We start from the raw sequence: 24,573 nt of genomic DNA on the forward strand, positions 1-24,573 counted from the left end.
CAGACTGTGTGAAAACCTAGCAGTCTGAGAGCAAGCTGAAGACAATGCCTCCATCAGTCGATGGGGGCATTGTCGTTTATGGGCTACATCCAGGGCGAAGGTCGTCAGCAAAGCAGCCTGTTTCCTCCCACATTGGAGGAGCTGGTGCCGGAGGATCACCTGGTACGGGTGATCGAGGCCTATGTCGCCCGCCTGGATCTGCAGGCTCTGGGTTTCAGCAAGGCCGAACCACTCAAGACTGGACGTCCTGGCTATGATCCAGCGGATCTACTCAAGCTTTATCTGTACGGTTACCTCCAGCGCATCCGCTCCTCCCGGCGCCTGGAAGCCGAGTGCCAACGCAATGTCGAGGTGATGTGGCTGCTGGGCCGATTGGCACCGGATTTCAAGACCATTGCTGATTTTCGCAAGGACAACAGCGCTGCTTTTCAGGCGACCTGCCGCACCTTCGTCCAGTTCTGTCGCCAGGTGGGGCTGATCAGCGGGCAACTCGTGGCCATCGATGGCAGCAAGTTTCAGGCGGTAGCGTCGCAACGCAAGCATCTGAGCCTGACGAAGCTCAAGCGCCAACAAGCCAAGCTGGAGGCGCAGATCGCCCGTTATCTGGCGGAACTGGACGAGGCTGACCGCAGTGAGGCGGCTGAAGTGGTTGATCGCAGTGCGGTCAAGGCTGCGCTGCAGCAGCTGGAGAGCCGACATGCCGATAACCTGACAGCCCAGGCGTTGATGGAGGTACAGGGGCTGGAGCAGTTCGTCGTGGGTGAGAGCGAGGCGCGCATGATGCGTACCCACCAGGGGGCTCGCGTGGCTTATAACGTGCAAAACGCGGTGGATGGCGAGCATGGGCTGATCGTGCATCATGCTGTCACTCAGGACGGCAGCGATAACCAACAACTGGAACCTATGGCCAAGGCTGCCCAGGCGATCCTGGCGCAGGAAGAGCTGACGGTTACAGCCGATGCGGGCTACTCCAATGGTGAGCAGTTTCAAGCGTGTGATGATGCTGGGATTGCGGCCTATGTGCCGGAGAATCGGGGCATAAATAACAAGGGCGACGACACGCCGCTATTCGATCGCAGCGCCTTCAGCTACGACGTAGAAAACGACCAGTACCAATGCCCTGCAGGCCAATGGTTACCGCTCAAGCAGGTAAACGGCCTACAGCGCATTTATGCTGTACGCGGCGACTGTACGGCTTGTCCATTGAAATCACGCTGCACCAAGGCTAAACGTCGACACGTGACTCGGCATGTCCATGAGGCCGCATTCGAGCGCATGCATCAGCGGATGCAGGTGCATCCAGAGATGATGGTCAGGCGCCGCTCCATCGTCGAACATCCCTTCGGCAACCTGAAGCAATGGATTTTGGGTAATGGTCGCTTCCTGCTCCGACAACTGCAGGGCGCTCGGACGGAAATGGCCCTGGCGGTCAACGCCTACAACCTGAAGCGTGCCATCAATGTGATGGGTGCCCGTCGGTTGATCGAGCTGTTGGGGTAAATCCCGCTTTCCATTTCCAAGCATCAAAAACACCAACGCCCCGAACCAGTCGGGGCGTTGGATTTTTCTGGCGTCAGTGCGTTTTCACACGCTCTGATGCGCCGGGCTTTGGGGGGTGACGCCAAGGCTCAGGCAGTGTGGCCACGCTGCTTGATCAGGCGATCGGAACCGCCCTCGGCCAGTTGAATGCGCTGGGCACCAGGGGTGCGCTCGTAGCCACCTTCTGCCAACTGGATGCGCTGGGCGCCCGGGGTACGGTCGGAGCCGTCTTCAGCCAGCTGCAGGCGTTGCGCGCCGGGAGTGCGATCATAACCGCCTTCGGCCAGCTGAACGCGCTGAGCACCCGGAGTACGCTCATAGCCGCCCTCTACCAGTTGGATGCGCTGGGCACCAGGGGTGCGCTCATAGCCACCCTCGGTCAGTTGGATGCGTTGAGCGCCCGGCGTGCGGTCGGAGCCGTCTTCGGCGAGCGGTGCGATGGGTTGCTGTTGTACCTGGCTGTCCTTGGCTTCGCCCACCAGAGGGAAGGGCGCGCTGCTCGATGCGGCGAATACGTGGGTAGTGATCAGACTAAGGGCCAGAGTGGCGAGGGTCAGTTGAGCTTTCATGTCGATGTCTCCTTGGGGAGTAATAAGTGGCGTCGGAGTGAATTCTTGAGGACATGAGCGCAGATAAGAACTTGACTGGCCTGATAGTGAACATCGACCTCCTCAATACTCGATCGGAAGGCTCTATTTCGGGGCTTGTGGGCGGTCGTCACGCGTCGCGACGAATGTTTAGCCAAGCATCGCGCTGAATGCCGCGCGCGCGTATGCTTGGCGACCCTTGCGGGTCGTGCTCGATCCGTCCTCTTTTGCAGTTCCCTGGAGGCAGGCTCAGCAATGCTCGCGGCTCAGGCAATTTTGCCGATCTTCGCTCTGATCGTTCTCGGCTATCTGCTCGGCTGGCGCCAGTGGCTCACCAACGAGTCGGCGGCCGGTCTGGCCAACATCACCTTCAAGTTGTTCATGCCGACGCTGCTGTTCGCCGGCATCGCCAAGGCATCGCTGGCCGAAGGTCTGTCGCCAATGTTGCTGTTGGCCTATTACCTGCCGGTACTGCTGGTGTTCGTCACGGTCAACGCGTTGGCGCACTGGCGTCGTGGTACGGCAACGCCGCTGGGATTGGTGGCGGCGTTCTCCAACAACGTGCTGGTGGGCATCCCGCTGATCGCCAGCCTGATGGGCAACGACGGCCTGCTCTATGTCTTCGCCATCCTGGTGTTCCACAGCCTCACGCTGTTTTCCCTGCACAGCTTCTACGCCGCCTTTGGCAGCCAGGAGCGGGTCGATACGCGCGCGTTGCTGAAGAACCTGGCCAACCCGATGATCATCGGCCTGGGATTGGGCGCGTTGCTCAATCTGTCCGGGCTGCAGGTGCCGGAAAGCCTGTGGCGGGCGATTACCTGGCTCGGCCAGGCCGCACTACCTTGCGCGCTGATCGTCCTCGGCGCCAGCCTGTCGCGTTACCGCCTGCGCCCGACCGGCGAGGCCTGGGGCGTGGCGTTGGCCAAGCTGCTGCTGTTCCCGGCGCTGGTCTGGTGGCTCAGCGGCCAGCTGCCGGGCCTGAACGACACGGCGCGCAGCGTGCTGGTGCTGCTCGCAGCCTGTCCCAGCGGGGTCAACGTGATGGCCTTTGCTCGTAGCGCCGAAGACAGCCGCAGCGTCAGCGCGGCGATCTCGCTGTCCACGCTGCTGGCGGCGGTTTCCCTGCCGGCGTGGATGCTGCTGGTGGGGTTCTGAGTGCTGCGCCAGGCGATTCCCTCTTCCGGGCGATAGGCGTGTTCGCGGTGGCCGGCTAGCATCGCGCTTCCGATCCATTCAGGACTGCCCAGATGAAACGCCTCGCCCATGTGCTGCTCGGCCTGCTGTTGGTGTTCGGGTTGACCCTTGCCGCCTTCATCGCGCTCAACTGGGCTCCGGATCGCTCGCTGGACGAACTCAAGACGCGCTGGGCGCCACCGCCTTCGCAGTTCGTCGACATCAATGGAATGTCGGTGCACCTGCGTGACCAGGGACGGCGCGATGATCCCGAGCCCATCCTGCTGTTGCACGGCACCTCCGCCAGCCTGCACACCTGGGAAGGTTGGGTAAAGGAGCTGGCCAAGCAGCGTCGCGTGATCAGCCTGGACTTACCCGGTTTCGGCCTGACTGGGCCATTTCCCGATGGCGATTACCGCGTCGAGCACTACACAGGCTTTCTCCGCAGTCTGCTCGATCATCTGCAGGTGAGCCGTGTAGTGCTGGTCGGCAACAGTTTCGGCGGCCAGTTGGCCTGGCGCTTTGCCCTGGCCCATCCTGAACGCAGCGCGCGTCTGGTGCTGGTGGACGCCGCCGGCTATCCGCGCAACGCCGAGTCGGTGCCGATAGGCTTTCGTCTGGTCGGCATTCCGGCCTTGGCGCCAGTGATGAGCCGGCTGTTGCCACGCAGCATGATCGAGTCGAGCGTGCGCAATGTTTATGGCGATCCAGACAAAGTCGATGACGAACTGGTCGAGCGTTACTACCAGCTGACTCTGCGTGCCGGCAATCGTCAGGCCTTGCGTCAGCGCTTCGCCCAGGCCCCCGGTGGCGAGCTGCACGAGCGCATCGGCGAACTGCAATTGCCGACGCTGATCATCTGGGGCAGGCGTGATCGCCTGATTCCGCCGGGCAATGCCGAACGTTTCGCCGCTGACATCGCCGACAGCCAGTTGGTGCTGTTCGACGACCTCGGCCATGTGCCCCAGGAAGAGGAGCCGCAGCGCACCGTTGCGGTGCTCGTTGCCTTTCTGCAGCGCTGAGGCTCTAGCGCGGTACTTTCCAAGCCTTTGATTTTGTTCGTGGAAGCGCTGGCGGTTAATGGCTGGCGCGTTTCCTGCTATGGCCAGGCGGGGCGGTTGGCTTTGGCGAATCTTCGTCTAGGCTGACGAGATAACGAACAAAAAAGCAGGAAACTGCATGCGCAAGGGCATTAGAGCTTTCGTCCGGGTCGTGGACGCATTCAACCGGAGGGTCGGGCGTTTCGCCATGTACCTGATCTTCGCCATGCTGGCGGTGCTCCTGTACTCCTCCATCAGCAAGACCTTCTTCACGCCATCGATCTGGACCCTGGAAAGCGCGCAGTTCCTCATGGTCGCTTACTTCCTGCTCGGCGGCGCCTACTCGATGCAGCTCGATGCCCACGTGCGCATGGACCTGGCCTACAGCCACTGGTCGCCGCGCACCCGCGCTGTGGTCGACGCGATCACCGTGGTGATGCTGATCTTCTACCTGGTGATGCTGCTGATCGGCGGCGTCTCCTCCACCGAATACGCCCTGGAATACCAGGAAACCAGCTACTCGGCCTGGTCGCCCTATATGGCGCCGATCAAACTGGTGATGTGCTTCGGCATCTTGCTGATGTTGCTGCAGGCCATCGCCACCTTCTTCAAGGATTTGTACGCAGCCCGTGGGGAGACGCTCTGATGAGCTACGAGCTGATCGCACTGTTGATGTTCTCCTCGATGATGCTGCTGCTGCTCACCGGCAAGCGCGTGTTCGGCGCCATCGGCTTCGTCGCCGCCGCCGCGGCGCTGCTGCTGTGGGGCGACGGCGGCTCGGAGATGGCCTTCAGCGCGGCGATGAAACTGATGAAGTGGTACCCGCTGCTGACCCTGCCGATGTTCGTGTTCATGGGCTACATGCTCTCCGAGTCCGGCCTGGCCGAAGACCTGTACAAGATGTTCCACGTGTGGATGGGGCCGCTGCCGGGCGGGCTGGCCATCGGCACCATCGGCCTGATGGTGGTGATCTCGGCGATGAACGGGCTGAGCGTGGCCGGCATGGCCATCGGCGCCAGCATCGCCCTGCCCGAGCTGCTACGCCGCGGCTACGACAAGATCATGGTCACCGGGGTGATTCAGGCCGGCAGCTCGCTGGGCATCCTCATCCCGCCCAGCGTGGTGCTGGTGCTGTACGGCATGATCGCCCGTCAGCCGGTCGGCCAGCTGTGGCTGGCCGGGGCCATTCCCGGGCTGCTGATGGCGAGCCTGTTCGCCCTCTACATCGTCGTGCGCTGCCGCCTGCAGCCGCAGCTCGGCCCGCCCCTGGCCGAGGCCGAGCGGTTGCAGGTCAGCCGCCGGGAAAAGCTGTTGCTGCTGCGCGCCGGGCTGGCGCCCCTGTTCATCTTCTTCGCCATGACCGGGTTGTTCCTGCTGGGCTACACCAGCCTGGTGGAAAGCTCCGCGGTCGGCGCCGCCGCCGCCATGCTGATGGCGCTGGTCAAGCGCCGGTTGAACCGCCAGGTGATGGAGGAGACGCTGCGCAAGACCCTGGCCATCAGTTGCATGTTCATGTGGATCATCCTCGCCGCGCTGTGCTTCGGCGCGGTGTTCGACGGACTCGGCGCGGTGCGTGCGATCGAGGGCTTCTTCGTCGACAGCCTGCACCTGGGGCCCTGGCAGATCCTCATCATGATGCAGCTGTCGTTCATCATCATGGGCATGTTCCTCGACGACACCGCCATGCTGGTCATCGTCGCGCCGCTCTACATCCCGCTGGTCGGCGCGCTGGGCTTCGACCTGGTGTGGTACGGCGTGCTCTACACCATCACCTGCCAGATCGCCTACATGACCCCGCCGTTCGGCTACAACCTGTTCCTCATGCGCGCCATGGCCCCGCCCGAGGTGAGCCTGCGCGACATCTATGTCTCGGTCACCCCCTTCGTGCTGGTGATGATCCTGACCCTGATCCTGGTGATGATCTTCCCGCAGCTGGCGCTGTGGCTACCGCAGCTGCACTACGGTGGCTGATTTTCGGAAATCGGCGCGCCCCGCGCGCCAGCAGTCGAGCCGGCGCCTGCCGGTCACTGGTGAGGCCGCCGCGGTGCACGCGGCGGCAATAAGCGGTTGTATTGCATCTGCATCGACACTATTGGAGAGACCAGCATGAGTACGAGACGCGATTTCCTCAAGACCGCCGCGGTCACCACCGGTGCCGTTGGCACCGCTAGCCTCGGTTCGTCGCACATCTATGCCGCCGAGCCGAAGAAGATCACCTGGCGCCTGCAGACCTACGCCGGCCCGGCGCTGGCCGAGCACGTGATCAAACCGTCGATCGACGCCTTCAACAAGGCCGCCAACGGCCAGATGGAGATCCAGCTGTACTTCGCCGACCAGTTGGTGCCCACCGGCGAGCTGTTCCGCGCCATGCAGCGCGGCACCATCGACGCAGTGCAGAGCGACGACGACTCCATCGCCGCGCCTGTGGACGTCTCGGTGTTCGGTGGCTACTTCCCCTTCGCCACCCGCTACAGCCTCGACGTGCCGGTGCTGTTCGAGCAGTACGGCCTCAACGAGATCTGGGCCGAGGCCTACGGCGAGGTCAAGGGCGTCACCTGGCTCGGCGCCGGCGCCTGGGACCCCTGCCACTTCGCTACGGTGCAGCCGATCACCAAGCTCGAACACCTCAAGGGCAAGCGCATCTTCACCTTCCCCACAGCCGGCAAGTTCCTCGCCCGCTTCGGCGTGATTCCGGTGACCCTGCCCTGGGAAGACGTCGAGGTGGCGATCCAGACTGGAGAGCTGGACGGCATCGCCTGGTCCGGCATCACCGAGGACTACACCGTCGGCTGGGCCAACGTCACCAAGTACTTCCTCACCAACAACATCTCCGGTGCCTGGTGCGGTTCCTACTTCGCCAACTCGGACAAGTGGGCGGAAGTGCCGGAGCACCTCAAGACCCTGTTCAAGCTGTGCATGGATAGCTCCAACTACTACCGCCAGCACTGGTACTGGGGCGGCGAGGCGCAGCTGCGGGTCGAGGGCGGCAAGCTTGAGCTGACTTCCATCCCTGCAGAGGAATGGGCCACGGTGGAAGCCGAGGCGCTGAAGTTCTGGGACGAAATCGCCAAGACCAGCCCGCGCTGCGCCAAGGTGGTGGATATCTTCAAGAAGTACAACGCACTGATGGCCAAGGCCGGGGCGCCTTATCGTTGATGTCATTTGAGTGAGCCAGAGCGCCCGTACCGAGCGGTACGGGCGCGGTTCTATCCCGCACAGCATCGCGCCAGCCAGATTTTTCCCGCCGCTTCCCTGCCATCCCGGCAATCCTGTACCACACTCTATGAGCCTGAAACGGACGCTGTCACACGCGTCGTGCTGCGCTCGTGCGTCGTCGGCCTTGCCTGGCCGGTCATGGATGCCCAGCCCTTCGCTGAACCCGCCCGCGATAACAACAAGACACAGGGGTTAGCATGTTCAAACCACGGGATGTAAAGACCCTGGGCGATGCCCGGCGCATCGTCGAGGAGCGTGGCCTGAGCCACGTCAAGGTCGGTCTGTTCGACAACGATGGGGTGATGCGCGGCAAGTACATGAGCCGCAGCAAGTTCTTCTCCGCCCTTGAGCACGGCTTCGCCTTCTGCGATGTGGTGCTCGGCTGGGACGTCAAGGATCAGCTCTACGACAACGCCCAGTACACCGGCTGGCACAGTGGCTACCCGGACGCACCGGTGCGCATCCTGCCGCATACCTGCCGCGAGATTCCCTTCGAGAACGGCATGCTGCTGTTTCTCGCCGAGTTCGATCAGCAGGCCGAGGCGGTGTGCCCGCGCGGTACGTTGCGGCGGGTGATCCAGCGCTGCCAGGACATGGGGTTCGAGCCCTATGCCGCGCTGGAGTACGAATTCTTCATGTTCGATGAAACCCCGGACTCGGCACGGGCCAAGGGTTTTCGCGATCTAAAGCCATTCACGCCGGACTGGTTCGGCTACTCGATGATCCGCAACTCGGTGCATGCCGAGCTCTATCACCAGATTCTCGAAATGGGTGAGGCGATGGACTTCCCCATCGAGGGTCTGCACACCGAGACCGGGCCGGGCGTGCTCGAGGCGGCCATCGCCTATGACCGCGCCGAGGCGGCGGCGGACAAGGGCGCGCTGTTCAAGACCTTCATGAAGGTACTGGCCCAGCGCAACGGGCTGATGGCTACGTTCATGGCCAAGTGGTCGGGCAAGTACCCGGGGCAGAGCGGGCACATCCATGTTTCGCTGCGCGACCGTGCAAGCGACAAGTCGGCCTTCTACGACCCCGATCAGGCGCACAACATGAGCAAGCTGCAGCGGCATTTTCTCGCGGGGCAGCAGCGTCTGATGCCGGAATTCCTGTGCATGGTGGCGCCGACCCTGAACAGCTATCGGCGCCTGATCCCCGGTTTCTGGGCACCCACCGACGCCACCTGGGGTGTGGAGAACCGCACCGCGGCGCTGCGGGTGATCCCCGGCAGCGACAAGTCGCAGCGCCAGGAGTACCGCCTCGGCGCTGCCGACGGCAATCCCTTTCTGGCCTTGTCGGTGGCCATCGGCTCGGGCCTGTACGGAATCATGCAGCAGTGGGAGCCGACCGCGCCGGTCAGCGGCAACGCCTATGCGGTCAAGCACCCCGAGGAGCTGGCGTTGCCGCGCACGCTGTGGGACGCTGCGCAGCGCCTGAAGGGCTCGCAGGCCGCCCGCGAGCTGTTCGGCGATGCCTTCGTCGAGCACTTCGCCGCCAGCCGCGAATGGGAAGAGCGTGAGTACCGTCGCCATGTCAGCGATTGGGAGCTGGATCGCTACTTCGAAATCATCTGATTCCACCGTCCGTAGCCCGGATGTAATCCGGGGCGGTTTCGTCGAGTGTCCCGGATTGCATCCGGGCTACATGGGCAAGGTTTCTGGAGCACCTTATGAGCAAGCTGCAATGCATTTCCCCCATCGACGGCTCGGTCTACGTCGAGCGTCATCTGGCGTCCAATCCCGAGGTGCTGGTAGCGCTGGCCAAGGCCGAGCTGGCGCAACAGGCCTGGAAGCAGACGCCGCTGCGCGAGCGTATCGCTATCGGCCGGCGCGCCATCGAAGCCTTCGCTGCGCGTGAGGCGCAACTGGCCGAAGAGCTGTGCTGGATGATGGGCCGGCCAATCCGTTACGCCGCTGGCGAGATACGTGGCTTCGTCGAGCGTGCCAGCCATATGGCGGATATCGCCGAGGGCTCGCTGGCCGACATCCGCCTGCCGGAAAAGGCCGGCTTCACCCGTTTCATTCGCCGTGAGCCATTGGGCCTGGCGTTGATCATCGCGCCCTGGAACTACCCCTACCTGACCGCCGTCAACGCGGTGATGCCTGCGCTGTTGGCGGGCAATGTGGTGTTGCTCAAGCACTCGGCGCAGACGCCGCTGTGCGCCGAACGCATGGTCGAAGCCTTCGCCGAAGCTGGCCTGCCCGAAGGCGTATTCCAGTACCTGCACCTGAGCCACGGCGAGACCGAAGCCTTGATTCGCTCACCCAGTATCGACCACGTTGCCTTCACCGGTTCGGTGCCCGGCGGAGCCATGGTCGAGCGTGCTGCTGCCGGGCGCTTCATCAGTGTAGGGTTGGAACTGGGTGGCAAGGACCCGGCCTACGTCCGCGCCGACGCCGATCTGCAGCACGCGGTGGAAACTGCCATCGACGGCGCCTTTTTCAACTCCGGGCAGTCCTGCTGCGGGATCGAGCGCATCTACGTGCATGAGTCGCTGTACGAGGAATTCGTAGAGCGTGCCGTGGCGCTGGTGCGCCAGTACAAGCTGGGGCGTTCGGACGATCCTGAGACCACCCTGGGCCCGCTGGTGCGTGCCGAGGCTGCCGATTTCGTCCGCGCGCAAATTGCCGAAGCGATCGAGCAGGGCGCCAAGGCGCATATCGATCCGGGCGAGTTTCCATTGGATGCGCCAGGCACCCCCTACCTGGCACCACAGGTGCTGACCAACGTCACCCATGAAATGCGCGTGATGACCGAGGAATCCTTCGGCCCGGTGGTGGGCATTCAGAAGGTCGCCAGCGACGAGGAAGCGCTGGCGCTGATGAACGACAGCGAGTTCGGCCTGACCGCAGCCATCTTCAGTCGCGACGCCGACGCTGCCATGGCTTTGGCTGATCGGGTCGAGGCCGGCACGGTGTTTCTCAACCGCTGCGACTACCTCGACCCTGGTCTGGCCTGGACCGGGGTTAAGCACTCCGGGCGCGGCTGCACCCTGTCGCGGGTCGGCTACGAGCAACTGACCCGGCCAAAATCCTTCCACTTCAAGACTCAGCTGTGAGGCGCACGCCATGGACCTGAATCAGTACCGCATGAACTGGAACTACCCGACCTCGATGCGTGTGGGCGTTGGCCGCATTGCCGAGCTGGCCGAGGCCTGCCGCCTGCTCGGCATGCACGCGCCACTGTTGTGTACCGACCCAGGCCTGGCGGCGTTGCCGATGATCGACGCGGCGCTGCGCCAGTGCCGCGACGCCGGGCTGAAGGCAGGGCTGTTCTCGGCGATCAAGGGCAACCCTACCGGCGCCAACGTGATGGACGGTGTGGCCGCGTTCAAGGCCGGCGGTCACGATGGGGTGATCGCCTTCGGCGGCGGCTCGGCGCTGGATGCCGGCAAGGCCATCGCCCTGATGGTAGGCCAGGATCGGCCGCTGTGGGATTTCGAGGACATCGGCGACAACGCCAGTCGCGTCAACGTCGCCGGCATGGCGCCGGTGGTGGCGGTGCCGACCACCGCCGGCACCGGCTCGGAAGTTGGCCGCGCCTCGGTGATCACCGACGATACGGCGCATATCAAACGCATTATCTTCCATGCGCGTATGCTGCCTGCTCTGGTGATCCTCGACCCCGAGCTGACCGTCGGACTGCCGGCCAAGATCACCGCCGCCACCGGCATGGACGCCCTGTCGCACAGCCTGGAGGCGTTCTGCTCGCCGCTGTTTCATCCCATGGCCGAGGGTATCGCCCTGGAAGGCATGCGCCTGGTGCAGCAGTACCTGCCGCGTGCGGTCAGTCAGGGCACGGATGTCGAGGCACGCCTGCAGATGCTGGTGGCCTCTAGCATGGGCGCTACCGCCTTCCAGCGTGGCCTCGGTGCGATGCACGCGCTGGCCCATCCGCTGGGGGCGCTGTACGACGCCCATCACGGCCTGCTCAACGCGGTGCTGATGCCTTACGTGTTGGTGGCCAATCGCGCTGCCATTGAGCCGCAGATGGAGAAGATGGCGCGCTACCTGGCGCTGCCGGGCGGCGGCTTCGATGCGGTGCTGGAGTGGGTGCTGGCGCTACGCAGCGAGGTGGGCATCGCCCACAGCCTGGGCGAAATCGGCATCGACGATGCACGCATCGAGCAGGTCGGCCGCATGGCCGAAGTCGATCCCTCGGCGGGCACCAACCCCATCGCCTTCAGCGCCGCGCAGTACAGCGCGTTGTTCGAGAAAGCGCTGCGCGGGGCCTTGTAGCCCGGATGCAATCCGGGAGTGGTTGGTCTGCTTTGCCGTAGATCTTGTAGGAGCCGGCTTGCCGGCGATCATTGCGAATCGCCCGCAAGCGGGCTCCTACAGGTTATGCGGGCTTATTCCCCAACCTGTTCTGCCTGCAAGGCTTTCAGCGCCGGCGCGGCATAGATGCCCACTTCCACCGCCAGTTCCATCACCCGCGGCAGGTCGCTGGCGTACACCAGCACCGCCTGCAGTTCGTCGTCCAATGGTTCGCTGAAATCCACCAGTACGTAGCCGCCGGTTTCTGGCGACAGGGCCGAAAGCTGCACCTGAATGCGGTTGAGCGCCTTGAGCGGCTCGGTCTTGGCCAGTTGCTTGGCCTTGAGCACGAACTGCACCTGCGGGCCGAAGGACTCGGTGATGCGCTGGAACAGCTCTTCATAGCTGTCGGCCTGGAACAACACGGTCTCCGGCAGGCTGCCGACCACCACCCATTCGCCCAGCGGGATGGGGAAGTCGTCGTCGTAATTGACGTCCGGGTTGGCGGCAAGGAAGGCGGCCGGGTCGGCATAAGCCTGGGTGGCCTCGTCGGCGATACGGGCGATCTCGTCCTCGGCCAGGCAGCCGGAGCTTATCTTGGCGATCAGTTCTTCCAGCTGGGCTTTCATTGGAGCATTCCTGTTCGGGGGGCAAAGGCGCGCAGGATAAGGCAAAGCACGCTGCGCTAGAAGTAGGCCAGCAGGCGGCCGAGGCTCATTACCAGCAGCCAGATCAGCAGCGACAATGCCGCCTGCATTCGACCGAACAGCGGCGCGTACGTATCCCAGTCGCCCAGCCGGGCATTCCACAGGCGACGAAACAACAGAGCGTTGCCAATACCCAGGGCGATCAGTAGCAGCTTGAGCTGCAACAGACGGTCGACTGCCAGCGGCCCGGCGTCGGCGGCGAACAGACAGACGCCGCTGCCCAGCAGGAGCAACAGGCCGGCCACCGCCAGTGGCGTCAATGTGCGCGACACCGCTGCCAGCGGAAAACTGCGGCCGGCGCCGAGCAAACGCGCATCGAGCAGCAGCATGGGCCCAAGCAGCAACACCAGGCCAAGCAGATGCAGCAGGTTGACCGCCGGGTAGAGCAGTGCCGAGCTGCGCATCTGCTCGCCCAGCGCCGTGGCTTCGAGCCAGGCGGCCCAGGCGATCAGGCTGTCCATCTAGCGTAGTTCGATGGTGCGCCCGTCGACGATGATGCGTTCGGCGCGGATCTCCGCGGTGCCGTCCTTGCGTGGGTAGCCGACTATGGTCACGGTCTTGCCCGCGGTCAGGTCGGATTCCGGCAGGCCGCGGGCCTGCAGGCGGCTGATCGGGGCGAGGATCACCTGCCAGGTGCGCCCGTCGTGCTCGATGCTCACGTCGGCGTGCGGGTTGCGGTAGTTGACGGTCTGCAGCGGCACTTCCAGGGTCAGGAGCTGATCGGCGTCGTAGGAACTCCAGCCATGGTGGGCCTGGGCAATGGCACCAGCCAGCAGCAGGCCAAGTGTGGTGGTGAGGAGCAGCAGTTTCTTCAGCATGGCGATAACCCGGTGGTCTGATGGAACACCGGGTAAACCTAGACCCTGTAACCGATGCTGCGGCGTACGGGCAGCATTTGGAAACAGAATCGGCTCAGCCGTAGCGTTTCTTCGCTTCGATGGCCAGGCCACTGCCGATGCTACCGAAGGTATTGCCTTCCACACTGCGCGCGTTGGGCAGCATGGCGGCCACGCTCTGACGCAGCGCCGGCACGCCGCTGGAGCCCCCGGTGAAGAACAGTGTGTCGACCTGATCGGCGCTGACTCCGGCATCGGCGAGCAATTGCGTGAGGCTGGCGCGGATGCGTTCGAGCAGCGGCTCGATGGCATTCTCGAACAGCGGGCGGGTCAGCTCGGCGACCAGGCCCGGCTCCACGCGCGACAGGTCGATGGGCCGCGCCTCCTGTTCGCTCAGGGCGATCTTGCTCTCTTCCACCTGCATCGCCAGCCAATGCCCGGCGCGCTGTTCGATCAGGCCGAAGAGGCGGTCGATGCCGGTGGCGTCGACAATGTCGTAGCGCATGTTCTGCAGGGCCAACTGAGTCTTCTGCGCGTACAGCGCGTTGATGGTGTGCCAGGTGGCAAGGTTGAGGTGGTAGCTGGTGGGCATGAAGGCGTCGCTCTTCATCCGGCTACCGTAGCCGAACAGCGGCATCACCCCGGCCAGCGACAGCTGCTTGTCGAAGTCGGTCCCGCCGATATGCACGCCGCCAGTGGCAAGGATGTCGTCCTGGCGCTCGGCCAAATGGTGGCGCTCAGGGGCCAGACGCACCAAGGAGAAGTCCGAGGTGCCGCCGCCGATATCGACGATCAGCACCAGCTCCTCGCGGTCCAGGCTCGACTCGTAGTCGAAGGCCGCGGCGATGGGCTCGTACTGGAACGACACGTCCTTGAAGCCGAGCTTGTGCGCCACGGCCACCAGGGTGTTCTGCGCCTCCTGATCGGCCGCTGGGTCGTCATCGACGAAGAATACCGGGCGGCCCAGCACCACTTCCTCGAAGGCGCGCTCGGCCTGAGCCTCGGCGCGCTTTTTCAGCTCGCCGATAAAGAAGCCGAGCAGGTCCTTGAACGGCAGGGCGCTGCCCAGCACCGTGGTTTCGCTTTTCAGCAGCTTGGAGCCCAGCAGGCTCTTGAGTGAGCGCATCAGGCGCCCCTCGTAGCCTTCCAGATACTCGTGCAGGGCCAGGCGGCCGTAGACCGGACGGCGCTCCTCGGTGTTGAAGAAGATCACCGAGGGCAGGGTGATCTTGCCGTCCTCCAGTGTCAGCAAACTGTCCTGGCCGGGGCGCAGCCAGCCGACGGTGGAGTTGGAGGTGCCGAAGTCGATGCCGCAGGCGCGGGCGGGAGTGGAGAAAGACATGAAACGCAGGCCATGAAAAACGGCCGCGCATTCTATGTCAGTGGCGCGGCGACGGCGAGCCGTCAGGACGGTAGGTCAAGGCTCTCTTCGCGCTTGCGCTTCCACTGCGTCCATTCGAAGCCCAGCACTACCAGCAGTGACAGTGCGAAGGGCAGCAGCAGATAGAACACGCGGAACACGATAAGCGCGGCCAGCACATCGGCAGCGGGAATCTCCGGCAGTGCGGCGAGGAAGGTCACTTCCAGTACACCCAGGCCGCCAGGTGCATGGGACAGTAGCGCCAGAGAGAAGGAGGCGAGGAACACGCCGAGCACCACCAGATAGCCGGGGTGATTTTCGGCTGGCAGGGCGAAATAGATGATCGCCGCGGCGCAGAGCAGTTCCAGCGGGCCGGCCAACAACTGGCGGCTGACTATGGGCAGGCGCGGATATTCCACATGCAGCTTGCCCAGCGTCCAGGGTTTGAACTGGCGCCAGGAGCCCAGCACGTAGAGGCCTACCAGACACAGCAGGACGCTGCCTATGACCACCGAGACCAGAGGTGTGACGTCAGCAACGCGGTGAATCAGATCGGGCTGAGCGATCAGCACGCAGCCGCTGGCGAGCAGGGTGCCGAGGGCGAAGGTAAAGGAACAGAAAACGATAAGGATGCCGATTTCCTGTGGCGTCAGGCCCTTGCTGCGGTAGGCCCGGTAACGCACGACTGCGCCTGAGAACACCGAAGCACCGATGTTGTGGGCCAGGGCGTAGGTGGTGAAGGAGCACAGGGTGATGAAGCGCCAGGGGATGCGCTTGCCCAGGTGGGCGACGGCGATGCGGTCGTACCAGGCCAGCGCCCAATAGGCGCCGAGGGTGGCCGCTGCAGCGAGCAGCCAGTTCATGTGGGAGATCGCCTCGATGCTGCCCTTGATCTCGTCGAGGGAGATATTGCGCAACTCGCGATACAGCAGAAAGCCAGACAGCACCACGGCACTGAGTCCGATCAGCGTCCAGATCAGGTCGCTGCGCTTCAGTTTTGGTTTGGCTTCTACGACAGACACCGCAATTCCTCGCTCGCTAGGCCCCGAGTTAATGGGGCCGCATGCCTCTGTTGGAGGCAGCTGTTCATCGGCCATCCGGCCATTGTGCAACGGCCGGTGGCGGATCGTGCCCGCGCGGCGCGCTGCGCAGTATCAGGGAGGCGCAGTCTGTACTCAACTGCCAAGCACACTGACTGCCCTTTGTAGTTGTGTCAGTGGTTGTCCTGATACGTTCATATCCATGTCAGGGTCAGTGCCGTCAGCACGGCGTAGCGGCTCGCTTTGGCCAGGGTGACGATGGCCATGAATATCCACAGACGCTCACGCATCACGCCGGCGACCAGGGTCAGTGGATCGCCGATCACCGGCATCCAGCTCAGCAGCAGCGACCAGCGCCCATAGCGCGCGTACCAACCCTGTGCCTGCTGTAACCGAGCCGGGCTGACCGGAAACCAGCGGCGCTCGCGATAGTGTTCGATGGAGCGGCCCAGTAGCCAGTTGACCCAGGAACCCAGCACATTGCCCAGAGTGGCCACCAGCAGCAAGGCCCAGAGCGGATGCTGGCCGGCCAGCAGGAGGGCGACCAGCACGGCTTCGGACTGCAGCGGCAGCAGCGTCGCGGCGCCGAAGGCGGAGAGAAACAGTGCCGGATAGGCGGACAGACTCAGCATGACAGGAGCACGCCGGCCGCAGGGCCGGCGGGGTTCAGGACTGCGATTCCTGGCCGCTGTTGGCCATGATCTCTTCCAGGCTCAGGCCGGTCAGGCCGTGAATGGTCTTCCACAGGTAGTAGAAGATGGCCATCAGCATGACCATCGAGGGAATGGCGATCATCGGGTAGCTGAGCAAGGTCATGCGCCCCAGTTCGTCATTGAAGGCCTCAGTGCCGGCCGGGCTGACCACGATCCACTTGGCCAGCACGTAGTTCATGAACGAGGAGAAGAAGAAGGTGCCGCTGAGCCAGTAGGTCGCGCGCATCAGGCGCGTCTCGAAATGCTCGACGTGGCCGCCTTGCTCCAGGCGATCGTGGATCTTGTCGATATTGAGCACCGTCTTGTTGAACAGCAGGGTGCGAATCAGTGGGTAGCGGGTGCGGGTGGAGACCAGCACGGCAATGCCGATCAGACCGGGAATCAGTGCTTCCTTGACTGCCAGCCACTGAGTGTCGAGCTTGAGCAGGCCGATACCGCCGGTCAGCGCTACGCTGATCAGGCCGAGCAGGGCGATGAAGTTGAATTTGCGATATTTGATCAGCTCGAACGCACCCCAGCCCAGCGGGAACGCCAGGGCCAGAATCAGCGCACCATCGGCGCCGAGGCGGTGCTCGCCACTGAGCTTCATCAGGATGAACGAGGGAATCAGGATGCTGATGGCCAGGTCGATCAGCGGGCGGGGCTTGTGCGTCGGGGTACGGCTGTCAGTAGTGGCGGTCATGGTAGCTGGAGTCTGCGTAGGAAGGCCGATGATCGCCTGCCCGGCTCGCCAGGGCTAGTCCGACCGTCGGTTTTGAATGTGAAAAAGTATGAGTCGACAGCCATCCGACAGGAGAGAAGAGCTGGCTGGCGATGCTAAAGTGATGGCAGGGCCTGGGAGTCGAACATGCCAAGAATCATCCCTTTCATTTGCCTGTTGCTGGCTGCTCTTTTCCTGACGCCTGTGCCGGCCTGGGCACGGGACTGCATCGGTATGGTGCCGGCCGGCACATCGGCGTTCTGGAGCGAGCTGGAAGCCGGCGCGAGACGCACCGCTGACGATCTGCAATTGGAACTCTATACGCGCGGCCCGGCCCAGGAGGGCAGCGTCGAGGTGCAGTTGCAACTGATAGATCGCGTGCTTGCACAGGGCTGCAAGGCGCTGATCATCGCCCCGGCTGGCGATGCCATCGATACCCGGATAGCGGCCTTGCGTGACGAAGGTATTCCCACCGTCTATGTCGACCGCGGCGTTGCGGGAGATGGCGCTTATGCGCTGGTGGCGACCGACAACTTCCTCGCAGGTCAGTTGGCCGGGCAACAACTGGCCGAGCGTCTCGGGCAGGGTGGCAGAGTCGGGTTGTTGCGTTTGCGTCCCGGGCTGCAATCGACCGAGGAGCGTGAGCGCGGCTTTCTGCTGGCGGCACAGGCGTCAGGGCTGCAGGTGGTATTCGACACCTACCTGGGTGATGACCGCCAGCGCATCGCCGAGGCCCTGAGCGAGCAGTTGCCCAGGCTCGACGGCCTGTTCAGCCCCAATGGCACCAGCAGCCGGGCGACACTGGCGGCCCTGCGCCAGTTGGGCAAGGCCGGTACGGTGGACTTCGTCGGCTTCGACGGAGGCGAACTGCTGTTCGATGCCGTGAGACAAGGACAGATTCACGCCCTGTTGCTTCAGCAGCCGCAGGCCATGGGCGATCATGCGGTGCGCCTGGTGCATCGGGCCCTGAGTGGCGAACGCGCCATTTCACGCCTGCAACTGTTGCTCGAGCCACGGGTACTGACCGCCAGGGAATTGGCCGATATGACCGCGCCGCAACAGCCTTGGTGATGGGCAGAGCGCGGGTTTATGATCCTTGTCCTGGCCGCCCTGAATTCGCTGTAGGGCGCGCTCTAGACGGTGGCGTGCAATGAACCTGAAGTACCTGCTCGCAGCTCTGTTGTTCTGCAGTTTCTGCGTCCACGTGACGGCTGCCGAGTTGCGGCTGTATACCGAAGACTATCGACCCTTCAGCTATCTCGAGAATGGCAAGCCGAGTGGTATGGCTGTGGCGGTGGTCGAAGAGTTGATCCACCGTACCGGTGAGCGGGCGCGCATCGAACTGGTGCCCTGGACACGCGGCTATCACCAGGTTCGTCATCAGGCCGACACCGCGTTGTTCTCCACCGTGCGCACGGCGCAGCGCGAAGCCGAGTTTCAGTGGGTCGGGCCGATCGCGCGAGGCTATACGCGCTTCTACACGCACAAGGATGCCGGGCTGCGAGTCACCAGTCTGGACGACGTGCGCCAGCTCGGCACCCTTGCGGTGCCCAAGCAGTGGTACAGCTACGAACTGCTGCGTGAACAGGAGCTGGATAACCTGTATGGCGTGCCGACGCCTCAGGACATGCTGCGCATGTTTCGCCATGGCCGGGTCAAGCTGCTGCTGGCCAACAACCTGACCCTCGACGGCATGCTTGCCGAACAGGGCATGAATGCCGGGCAACTGCAGGCGCAGTTCGACCTGATGCCCAATGACTCCTATATCGCCTTTTCCCTGCAGACGGATGCCGCTCGTGTCGCGCGATGGCAGCAGGCGCTGCAGCAGATGCGTCATGACGGCAGCCTGGAGCGGATCTATCGACACTGGCTTCCGGCGGCCGATGAGCGGACGTTGGTCGATTTGCTGCGCCTCGAGTGAAGCGGCTGCATGGCGCTCCACGTCTTGCTAGGCTGCAAGCGGGAGGGGCGGTGATGGCCAAGTGTATTAATCGATGGCTGTGTGTCCTGCTGGTGGTGTTGTGCGCTCCGGTGGAGGCACAGTTGCGTCTGCTCACCGAGGATGCGCCGCCAATGAGCTTCTTGCGCGAGGGCGAGCCCAGCGGTTTCTCCGTCGAGGTGGTCAGAGCGTTGCTGGCGCGCACCGGCGACAGCGGCCAGATCGAACTGATGCCCTGGACGCGAGCATTGCATCTGGCTCAACAGGAGGAAGATGTCGCGCTGTTTTCCACCGTGCGCACTCCTGAGCGCGAGAACAGGTTTCAGTGGGTCGGGCCCATCGTGGTCGGCACCACCAGCTTCTATTCGCTCAAGTCGCGCGACCTGGTCATCGACACGTTGGAGCAGGCCGCGGCCAGCGGGCCACTGGCGCTGCCCAAGCAGTGGTACACCTTCGAGACCCTCAGCGCGAGGGGCTTTACCAACCTCTACGGCGTGCCCAGTTCGAAACAGATGGTGACCATGCTCAAGCATGGCCGGGTCAACCTGATTGCTACCGAAGACCTGACCCTGGCTGGCGAGCTGGCTGCTGTCGATCTCAAGCCGCAGGACGTCACCGCGCACGTGCCGTTCATGCGCTCGGCCTATTACATCGCCTTCTCCCCGCAGACTTCGGTGGTGCGTGTGGTGCGCTGGCAGCGCGCCTTGCAGCAGATGCATGAGGACGGCAGCCTCGCAGCGATCCTCAGGCGCTGGCTGCCGCATGCGCCGATGCCCCCCATCGCGCCGTAGCGCCTCGCGTGACGACTGGTTAACCTGAGCGCTGAAATCCACCGAGCCCGATCATGTCGCGTCGTCATCTCACTCTCGATCTGCGCAGTCGCGCCGGCTTGTTCGCTCACCTTGGTGCGATGGAGCGGGCCGGTGTGCCCATCGATCGAGCGCTGGCCAGTCTGGATCTCGGTACGCGCCACGAGGCCGCCGTGAAGCGCTTGCGGCAGATGGTCGGCGGCGGCCGCGACCTGGCGAGTTCCGGCCAGTTGAGTGGCGTGTTCACGCCACTGGAAAGCGGCCTGGTACGCGCCGCTCAAGAAGCCGGAGCGCTGGCGCATATCTACGAGCAGCTGGCGCAGCGCTACGATGAGCAGGCGCGTCATGCCGCAGAATTGAAGTCACGTCTTCTGCTGCCCGCCGGGGTTTTGCTGCTGGCGCTGGCGGTCAAGCCCTTGCCTTCTCTGGTCGCTGGCAGCCTGAGTGGTGCAGGTTACCTGGCGGCCGTTCTGCTGCCGGTGTTGTGGCTGGCTGCGCTGTTGTTCGGTGCGCGCGCTTTGTGGCGGCGCTGGCAGCAGCGGCGAAGCGATCAGCCAGGTCCACTCGACGATCTTCTGCTGGCCCTGCCGATATTGGGCAGCCTGCAGCGGCGGGCGGATATCCGGAACTTCTGCGACAGTCTCGGGCTGTTGCTGGAGGCGGGCATGCCGGTGCTCGATGCCTTGCCGCGTGCTTGCAATGCCGTGACCAATGCACGGCTGCGGCGGGATTTCGCCAATCTGGCGCCACGCGTAGCCGCAGGACAGTCGTTGGTGCGCGCTTTCGACGGGCTGAGTTTTCATGGCAAAGCCATGCTCATCGGCGTGCTCAATACCGGCGAAGCGACCGGCCGGCCAGGCGAGGCGCTGCTGCGTTTCGCCCGCCTGCAGGCGCAGCAGCTGGCTGCAAGCCAGCAGGCGTTGGCGAGCTGGGCACCACGCCTGTTCTATCTGGCCGTCGCCGTGTGGATGGCGTACGGCCTGCTGACCGGTGGCGGATTCTTCCCGGCCCTGCCCGCGGAGCTGGCTGGCCGATAATTTGCTGGTTATCGACCACGGCGCTTCGTTTGAAAGCTGGCAGCAAGTGCCTTGCGCTAGCATTCGTCACGTCTACGCCATTACTAAAAAGAGAAAAAAGCGATTCAACCGACTTTGGAATACGCCCCATGCCCATCCTGCAACGTGCATCTCATCATGAGCTACGCAGTGCCTTTCGTGCCCTGCTGGCTTCCGACCGCTGCTACCACACGGCTTCGGTCTTCGACCCCATGTCCGCCCGCATCGCCGCCGATCTCGACTTCGAGGTCGGTATCCTCGGTGGCTCCGTCGCCTCCCTGCAGGTACTCGGTGCGCCGGACTTCGCCCTGATCACTCTCAGCGAATTCGTCGAGCAGGCCGCGCGCATCGGCCGCGTCTCGCGCTTGCCGGTGATCGCCGATGCCGACCACGGCTACGGTAATGCGCTCAATGTGATGCGCACCGTGGTCGAGCTGGAACGCGCCGGCGTCGCCGCGCTGACCATCGAAGATACCCTGCTGCCGGCCCAGTTCGGTCGCAAGTCCACCGACCTAATCTCCATCGAGGAAGGCGTCGGCAAGATCCTCGCTGCGCTGGAGGCGCGTGTCGATCCGGAGCTCTCGATCATCGCCCGTACCCATGCCGGCGTACTGGAGGTGGACGAAGTGATCCGCCGCACTCGCGCCTATGAGGCTGCCGGCGCCGACGGCATCTGCCTGGTCGGGATCAAGGATTTCGCCCACCTGGAGCAGATCGCCGCAGGCCTCAAGGTGCCGCTGATGCTGGTCACCTACGGCAACCCCGAACTGCGCGACAACCAACGCCTGGCGCGCCTGGGCGTGCGCATCGTGGTCAACGGCCACGCCGCCTACTTCGCCGCGATCAAGGCCACCTACGACTGTCTGCGTGAGCAGCGCGGTGCCCAGCCGTGCGACCTCAACGCCACCGAGCTGACCCACAAGTACACCATGCCCGAGGATTACATCCTCTGGGCCAAGGAGTTCATGGAAGTGCGCGAGTAGCCTGTCGCGACCGGCTGCACTTGCACTTCGCATTCTCCGGGCGCATATCTGTTCGGAGAGTGCGAGGAGGTCGAACATGGCAGGTGGTTGGGCAAGCGACGACGCAGTGCAGGAACAGATCGACAGCAGCATCGAGGACGCCGTTGCGCGTGCTCGCAGTCAACTGCCGAAAGGCGAGAGCCTGCATCATTGCGAAGAGTGCGACGCGGTGATACCCGAGGCCCGTCGCCAGGCAATTCCTGGTGTGCGCCTGTGCGTGAAGTGCCAGGCCGAGCACGACCGCGAGAGCGCGGCGTTCAGCGCCTATAACCGTCGTGGCAGCAAGGACAGTCAGCTGCGCTGAGCAAGCGGTACGGCACCTATTCGCCTCCTGCTGGTCTAGTGCTACTACGACCGTGACTCAGGAAGAGGTGCTTGCATGACGATTTTCGAAGCCTTACGCATCAGCCACGACATCCAGCGCGAACTGGCGCAGAAACTGATCGCTACCCAAGGCGACAGCGCCGAGCGCCACGCCTTGTTCTCTCAGCTCAAGCAGGAACTGGCTGTGCATTCGGTGGCCGAAGAACGCCATTTCTACATTCCCCTGATGCAGCAGGACGCAGGCGTCGACCTGTCGCGCCACGCGATTGCCGAGCATCACCAGATGGACGAAATGATCGAGGACCTGGAAGAAACCGACCCCAGCAGCCCCAGCTGGCTGGCGCAAGCCAAGGCGCTGGCGGACAAGGTCGAGCATCACCTCAAGGAGGAAGAGCACACCTTCTTCCAGATGGCCGGCAAGCTGCTTCGCGACAAGGAGAAGCAGCAACTGGCTGGTGATTACCTGAACGCCTACGACGAGATGAAACAGGCGTCCTGATAGACCCACGAAAGCCGGGCATGACGCCCGGCTTTTTCGTCAGAACAGGAAATACCGCTGCGCCATCGGTAGCACTTCGGCCGGCTCGCACCAGAGCAACTGGCCGTCGGCCTTGACCTGATAGTTCTGCGGATCGACCTCGATGTTCGGCAAGTAGCCATTGTGGATCAGGTCGGTCTTCTGCACCTCGCGGCAGCCTTTGACCACGCCGATTTTCTTCTGCAGGCCGAGCTGTTCGGGCACGCCCGCTTCGAACGCCGCCTGGCTGATGAAGGTGATACTGGTGGCATGGCGGCTGCCGGCATAGCTGGCGAACATCGGTCGGTAGTGCACCGGTTGCGGCGTCGGGATCGAGGCGTTGGCGTCGCCCATCAGGCTGGCGGCGATGGCGCCACCCTTGAGGATCAGCGTTGGTTTGACGCCGAAGAAGGCCGGGCGCCAGAGCACCAGATCGGCCCACTTGCCTACTTCGATTGAGCCCACTTCATGGCTGATGCCGTGGGTGATCGCCGGGTTGATGGTGTACTTGGCGATGTAGCGCTTGGCGCGGAAGTTGTCGTTACCGGGTACGTCCTCGGGCAGCGGGCCGCGCTGCTGCTTCATCTTGTCAGCGGTCTGCCAGGTACGGGTGATCACCTCGCCGACGCGGCCCATGGCCTGGCTGTCGGAGCTGATCATGGAGAACGCGCCGAGGTCATGCAGGATGTCCTCGGCGGCGATGGTTTCGCGGCGGATACGCGATTCTGCGAAGGCCACGTCCTCGGCGATGCTTGGGTCGAGGTGGTGGCAGACCATGAGCATGTCCAGGTGCTCGTCAATGGTGTTGCGGGTGAACGGGCGTGTCGGGTTGGTCGAGGACGGCAGCACATTGGGGAAGCCGCAGGCCTTGATGATGTCCGGGGCGTGGCCGCCGCCAGCACCCTCGGTGTGATAGGTGTGGATGGTGCGGCCCTTGAACGCGCCGAGGGTGGTTTCGACGAAGCCGGACTCGTTCAGCGTGTCGGTGTGGATCGCCACCTGCACGTCGTACTGGTCGGCCACGGAGAGGCAGTTGTCGATGGCGGCCGGGGTGGTGCCCCAGTCCTCGTGCAGCTTCAGGCCGATGGCGCCGGCCTTGACCTGCTCGATCAGCGGCTCGGGCAGCGAGGCATTGCCCTTGCCGGTAAAGCCCAGGTTCATCGGGAAGGCGTCGGCGGCCTGGAGCATGCGCGCCATGTGCCAGGGCCCGGAGGTGCAGGTGGTGGCGTTGGTGCCGGTGGCCGGCCCGGTGCCGCCGCCGATCATGGTGGTGACGCCGCTCATCAACGCTTCTTCGATCTGCTGCGGGCAGATGAAGTGGATATGGGTGTCGATGCCGCCCGCGGTGAGGATCATGCCTTCACCGGCGATCACCTCGGTGCCCGCGCCGATGGCGATGGTCACGTCCGGCTGGATATCCGGGTTGCCGGCCTTGCCGATGGCAGCGATACGGCCGTCCTTGAGGCCGACGTCGGCTTTGACGATGCCCCAGTGGTCGATGATCAGGGCGTTGGTGATCAGCGTGTCGACCACATCGGCGGCGCACAGCTGGCCCTGGCCCATGCCGTCGCGGATCACCTTGCCGCCGCCGAATTTCACTTCTTCGCCATAGGTGGTGAAGTCCTTCTCCACTTCGATCCACAGGTCGGTGTCGGCCAGGCGCACCTTGTCGCCGACGGTGGGGCCGAACATGTCGGCGTAGGCTTGGCGGGAAATCTTCATTGGAAGTCCTCGTAGGGTGCG

The 24,573-nt window shown here is 63.8% G+C and carries 25 protein-coding genes; 16 read left to right on the top strand and 9 right to left on the bottom strand.

The window, feature by feature from the left end:
• The first annotated feature begins 78 nt into the window (after positions 1-78).
• On the top strand, positions 79-1,500 hold the full coding sequence (locus BLS08_RS16935; RefSeq protein ID WP_055987201.1) for an IS1182 family transposase: 1,422 nt from the start codon (positions 79-81) through the stop codon (positions 1,498-1,500).
• 128 nt (positions 1,501-1,628) lie between these two features.
• Here the strand turns inward: BLS08_RS16935 and BLS08_RS16940 are convergent, their stop codons facing one another.
• On the bottom strand, positions 1,629-2,108 hold the full coding sequence (locus BLS08_RS16940) for a hypothetical protein (RefSeq protein WP_017678705.1): 480 nt from the start codon (positions 2,106-2,108) through the stop codon (positions 1,629-1,631).
• A gap of 273 nt (positions 2,109-2,381) precedes the next feature.
• Here BLS08_RS16940 and BLS08_RS16945 point away from each other — a divergent pair, with 273 nt between their 5' ends.
• The 8 genes from BLS08_RS16945 to BLS08_RS16980 all read left to right on the top strand — a co-directional run bounded on the left by BLS08_RS16945 (position 2,382) and on the right by BLS08_RS16980 (position 11,790).
• On the top strand, positions 2,382-3,281 hold the full coding sequence (locus tag BLS08_RS16945) for an AEC family transporter (RefSeq protein ID WP_017678706.1): 900 nt from the start codon (positions 2,382-2,384) through the stop codon (positions 3,279-3,281).
• A 92-nt stretch (positions 3,282-3,373) separates the two neighbouring features.
• A complete protein-coding gene (locus BLS08_RS16950) occupies positions 3,374-4,321 on the top strand; it encodes an alpha/beta fold hydrolase (protein ID WP_017678707.1) in 948 nt (315 codons plus the stop codon).
• A 157-nt stretch (positions 4,322-4,478) separates the two neighbouring features.
• A complete protein-coding gene (locus BLS08_RS16955) occupies positions 4,479-4,985 on the top strand; it encodes a TRAP transporter small permease subunit (RefSeq protein WP_021487901.1) in 507 nt (168 codons plus the stop codon).
• Complete coding sequence (locus tag BLS08_RS16960; RefSeq protein WP_017678709.1) at positions 4,985-6,310, top strand: TRAP transporter large permease; 1,326 nt, start codon at positions 4,985-4,987, stop codon at positions 6,308-6,310. Before BLS08_RS16955 ends, BLS08_RS16960 begins: the two co-directional genes overlap by 1 nt.
• A 135-nt stretch (positions 6,311-6,445) precedes the next feature.
• A complete protein-coding gene (locus tag BLS08_RS16965; protein ID WP_017678710.1) occupies positions 6,446-7,495 on the top strand; it encodes a twin-arginine translocation signal domain-containing protein in 1,050 nt (349 codons plus the stop codon).
• Between the two features lie 257 nt (positions 7,496-7,752).
• Positions 7,753-9,126 (top strand): glutamine synthetase family protein, encoded by a 1,374-nt coding sequence (locus BLS08_RS16970; RefSeq protein WP_017678711.1) that lies wholly within the window; start codon positions 7,753-7,755, stop codon positions 9,124-9,126.
• Between the two features lie 95 nt (positions 9,127-9,221).
• Complete coding sequence (locus BLS08_RS16975; RefSeq protein ID WP_017678712.1) at positions 9,222-10,610, top strand: aldehyde dehydrogenase family protein; 1,389 nt, start codon at positions 9,222-9,224, stop codon at positions 10,608-10,610.
• 10 nt (positions 10,611-10,620) lie between these two features.
• Positions 10,621-11,790 (top strand): iron-containing alcohol dehydrogenase, encoded by a 1,170-nt coding sequence (locus BLS08_RS16980; RefSeq protein WP_017678713.1) that lies wholly within the window; start codon positions 10,621-10,623, stop codon positions 11,788-11,790.
• Positions 11,791-11,903: 113 nt separating this feature from the next.
• On the opposite strand, the gene BLS08_RS16985 is transcribed toward BLS08_RS16980, so the two are convergent.
• From BLS08_RS16985 to BLS08_RS17015, 7 genes are all read right to left on the bottom strand, one after another.
• Entirely contained in the window at positions 11,904-12,437 is a 534-nt protein-coding gene (locus BLS08_RS16985; protein WP_017678714.1) for a hypothetical protein, read from the bottom strand.
• Between the two features lie 56 nt (positions 12,438-12,493).
• Positions 12,494-12,976: a hypothetical protein gene (locus BLS08_RS16990; RefSeq protein ID WP_017678715.1), complete on the bottom strand. Its 483-nt coding sequence runs from the start codon at positions 12,974-12,976 to the stop codon at positions 12,494-12,496.
• A complete protein-coding gene (locus BLS08_RS16995) occupies positions 12,977-13,333 on the bottom strand; it encodes a DUF6152 family protein (RefSeq protein WP_017678716.1) in 357 nt (118 codons plus the stop codon).
• A gap of 94 nt (positions 13,334-13,427) precedes the next feature.
• Positions 13,428-14,693, bottom strand: coding sequence for an Hsp70 family protein (locus tag BLS08_RS17000; RefSeq protein WP_017678717.1), 1,266 nt, complete (start codon positions 14,691-14,693; stop codon positions 13,428-13,430).
• 62 nt (positions 14,694-14,755) lie between these two features.
• The gene (locus tag BLS08_RS17005; RefSeq protein WP_017678718.1) at positions 14,756-15,733 is read right to left on the bottom strand and encodes a lysylphosphatidylglycerol synthase transmembrane domain-containing protein; all 978 of its coding nucleotides are present in this window, start codon (positions 15,731-15,733) and stop codon (positions 14,756-14,758) included.
• 212 nt (positions 15,734-15,945) lie between these two features.
• Positions 15,946-16,383, bottom strand: a complete 438-nt coding sequence (locus BLS08_RS17010; RefSeq protein WP_017678719.1) for a YqaA family protein — start codon at positions 16,381-16,383, stop codon at positions 15,946-15,948.
• 34 nt (positions 16,384-16,417) lie between these two features.
• Positions 16,418-17,146: a VC0807 family protein gene (locus BLS08_RS17015; RefSeq protein WP_017678720.1), complete on the bottom strand. Its 729-nt coding sequence runs from the start codon at positions 17,144-17,146 to the stop codon at positions 16,418-16,420.
• A gap of 165 nt (positions 17,147-17,311) precedes the next feature.
• Between BLS08_RS17015 and BLS08_RS17020 the strand changes: the two genes are divergently transcribed.
• The 7 genes from BLS08_RS17020 (at position 17,312) to BLS08_RS17050 (ending at position 22,812) form a co-directional block, all read left to right on the top strand.
• Positions 17,312-18,235, top strand: a complete 924-nt coding sequence (locus BLS08_RS17020) for a substrate-binding domain-containing protein (RefSeq protein ID WP_017678721.1) — start codon at positions 17,312-17,314, stop codon at positions 18,233-18,235.
• A 79-nt stretch (positions 18,236-18,314) separates the two neighbouring features.
• Positions 18,315-19,085 carry a substrate-binding periplasmic protein gene (locus tag BLS08_RS17025; RefSeq protein ID WP_017678722.1) on the top strand — a complete coding sequence of 257 codons (771 nt, stop codon included), beginning with the start codon at positions 18,315-18,317 and terminating at the stop codon, positions 19,083-19,085.
• Between the two features lie 53 nt (positions 19,086-19,138).
• Positions 19,139-19,894, top strand: coding sequence for a substrate-binding periplasmic protein (locus BLS08_RS17030; RefSeq protein ID WP_017678723.1), 756 nt, complete (start codon positions 19,139-19,141; stop codon positions 19,892-19,894).
• A gap of 53 nt (positions 19,895-19,947) precedes the next feature.
• Entirely contained in the window at positions 19,948-20,949 is a 1,002-nt protein-coding gene (locus BLS08_RS17035) for a type II secretion system F family protein (protein ID WP_017678724.1), read from the top strand.
• 137 nt (positions 20,950-21,086) lie between these two features.
• Positions 21,087-21,950, top strand: coding sequence for an isocitrate lyase/PEP mutase family protein (locus tag BLS08_RS17040; protein WP_026088748.1), 864 nt, complete (start codon positions 21,087-21,089; stop codon positions 21,948-21,950).
• 76 nt (positions 21,951-22,026) lie between these two features.
• Entirely contained in the window at positions 22,027-22,293 is a 267-nt protein-coding gene (locus BLS08_RS17045) for a DksA/TraR family C4-type zinc finger protein (RefSeq protein ID WP_017678726.1), read from the top strand.
• 75 nt (positions 22,294-22,368) lie between these two features.
• On the top strand, positions 22,369-22,812 hold the full coding sequence (locus tag BLS08_RS17050) for a hemerythrin domain-containing protein (protein ID WP_017678727.1): 444 nt from the start codon (positions 22,369-22,371) through the stop codon (positions 22,810-22,812).
• A 39-nt stretch (positions 22,813-22,851) separates the two neighbouring features.
• Here the strand turns inward: BLS08_RS17050 and ureC are convergent, their stop codons facing one another.
• Entirely contained in the window at positions 22,852-24,552 is a 1,701-nt protein-coding gene (ureC, locus tag BLS08_RS17055; protein ID WP_055984174.1) for an urease subunit alpha, read from the bottom strand.
• Positions 24,553-24,573 lie beyond the last annotated feature (21 nt).

The organism is Ectopseudomonas chengduensis, from assembly GCF_900102635.1.
GTDB lineage: Bacteria > Pseudomonadota > Gammaproteobacteria > Pseudomonadales > Pseudomonadaceae > Aquipseudomonas > Aquipseudomonas chengduensis.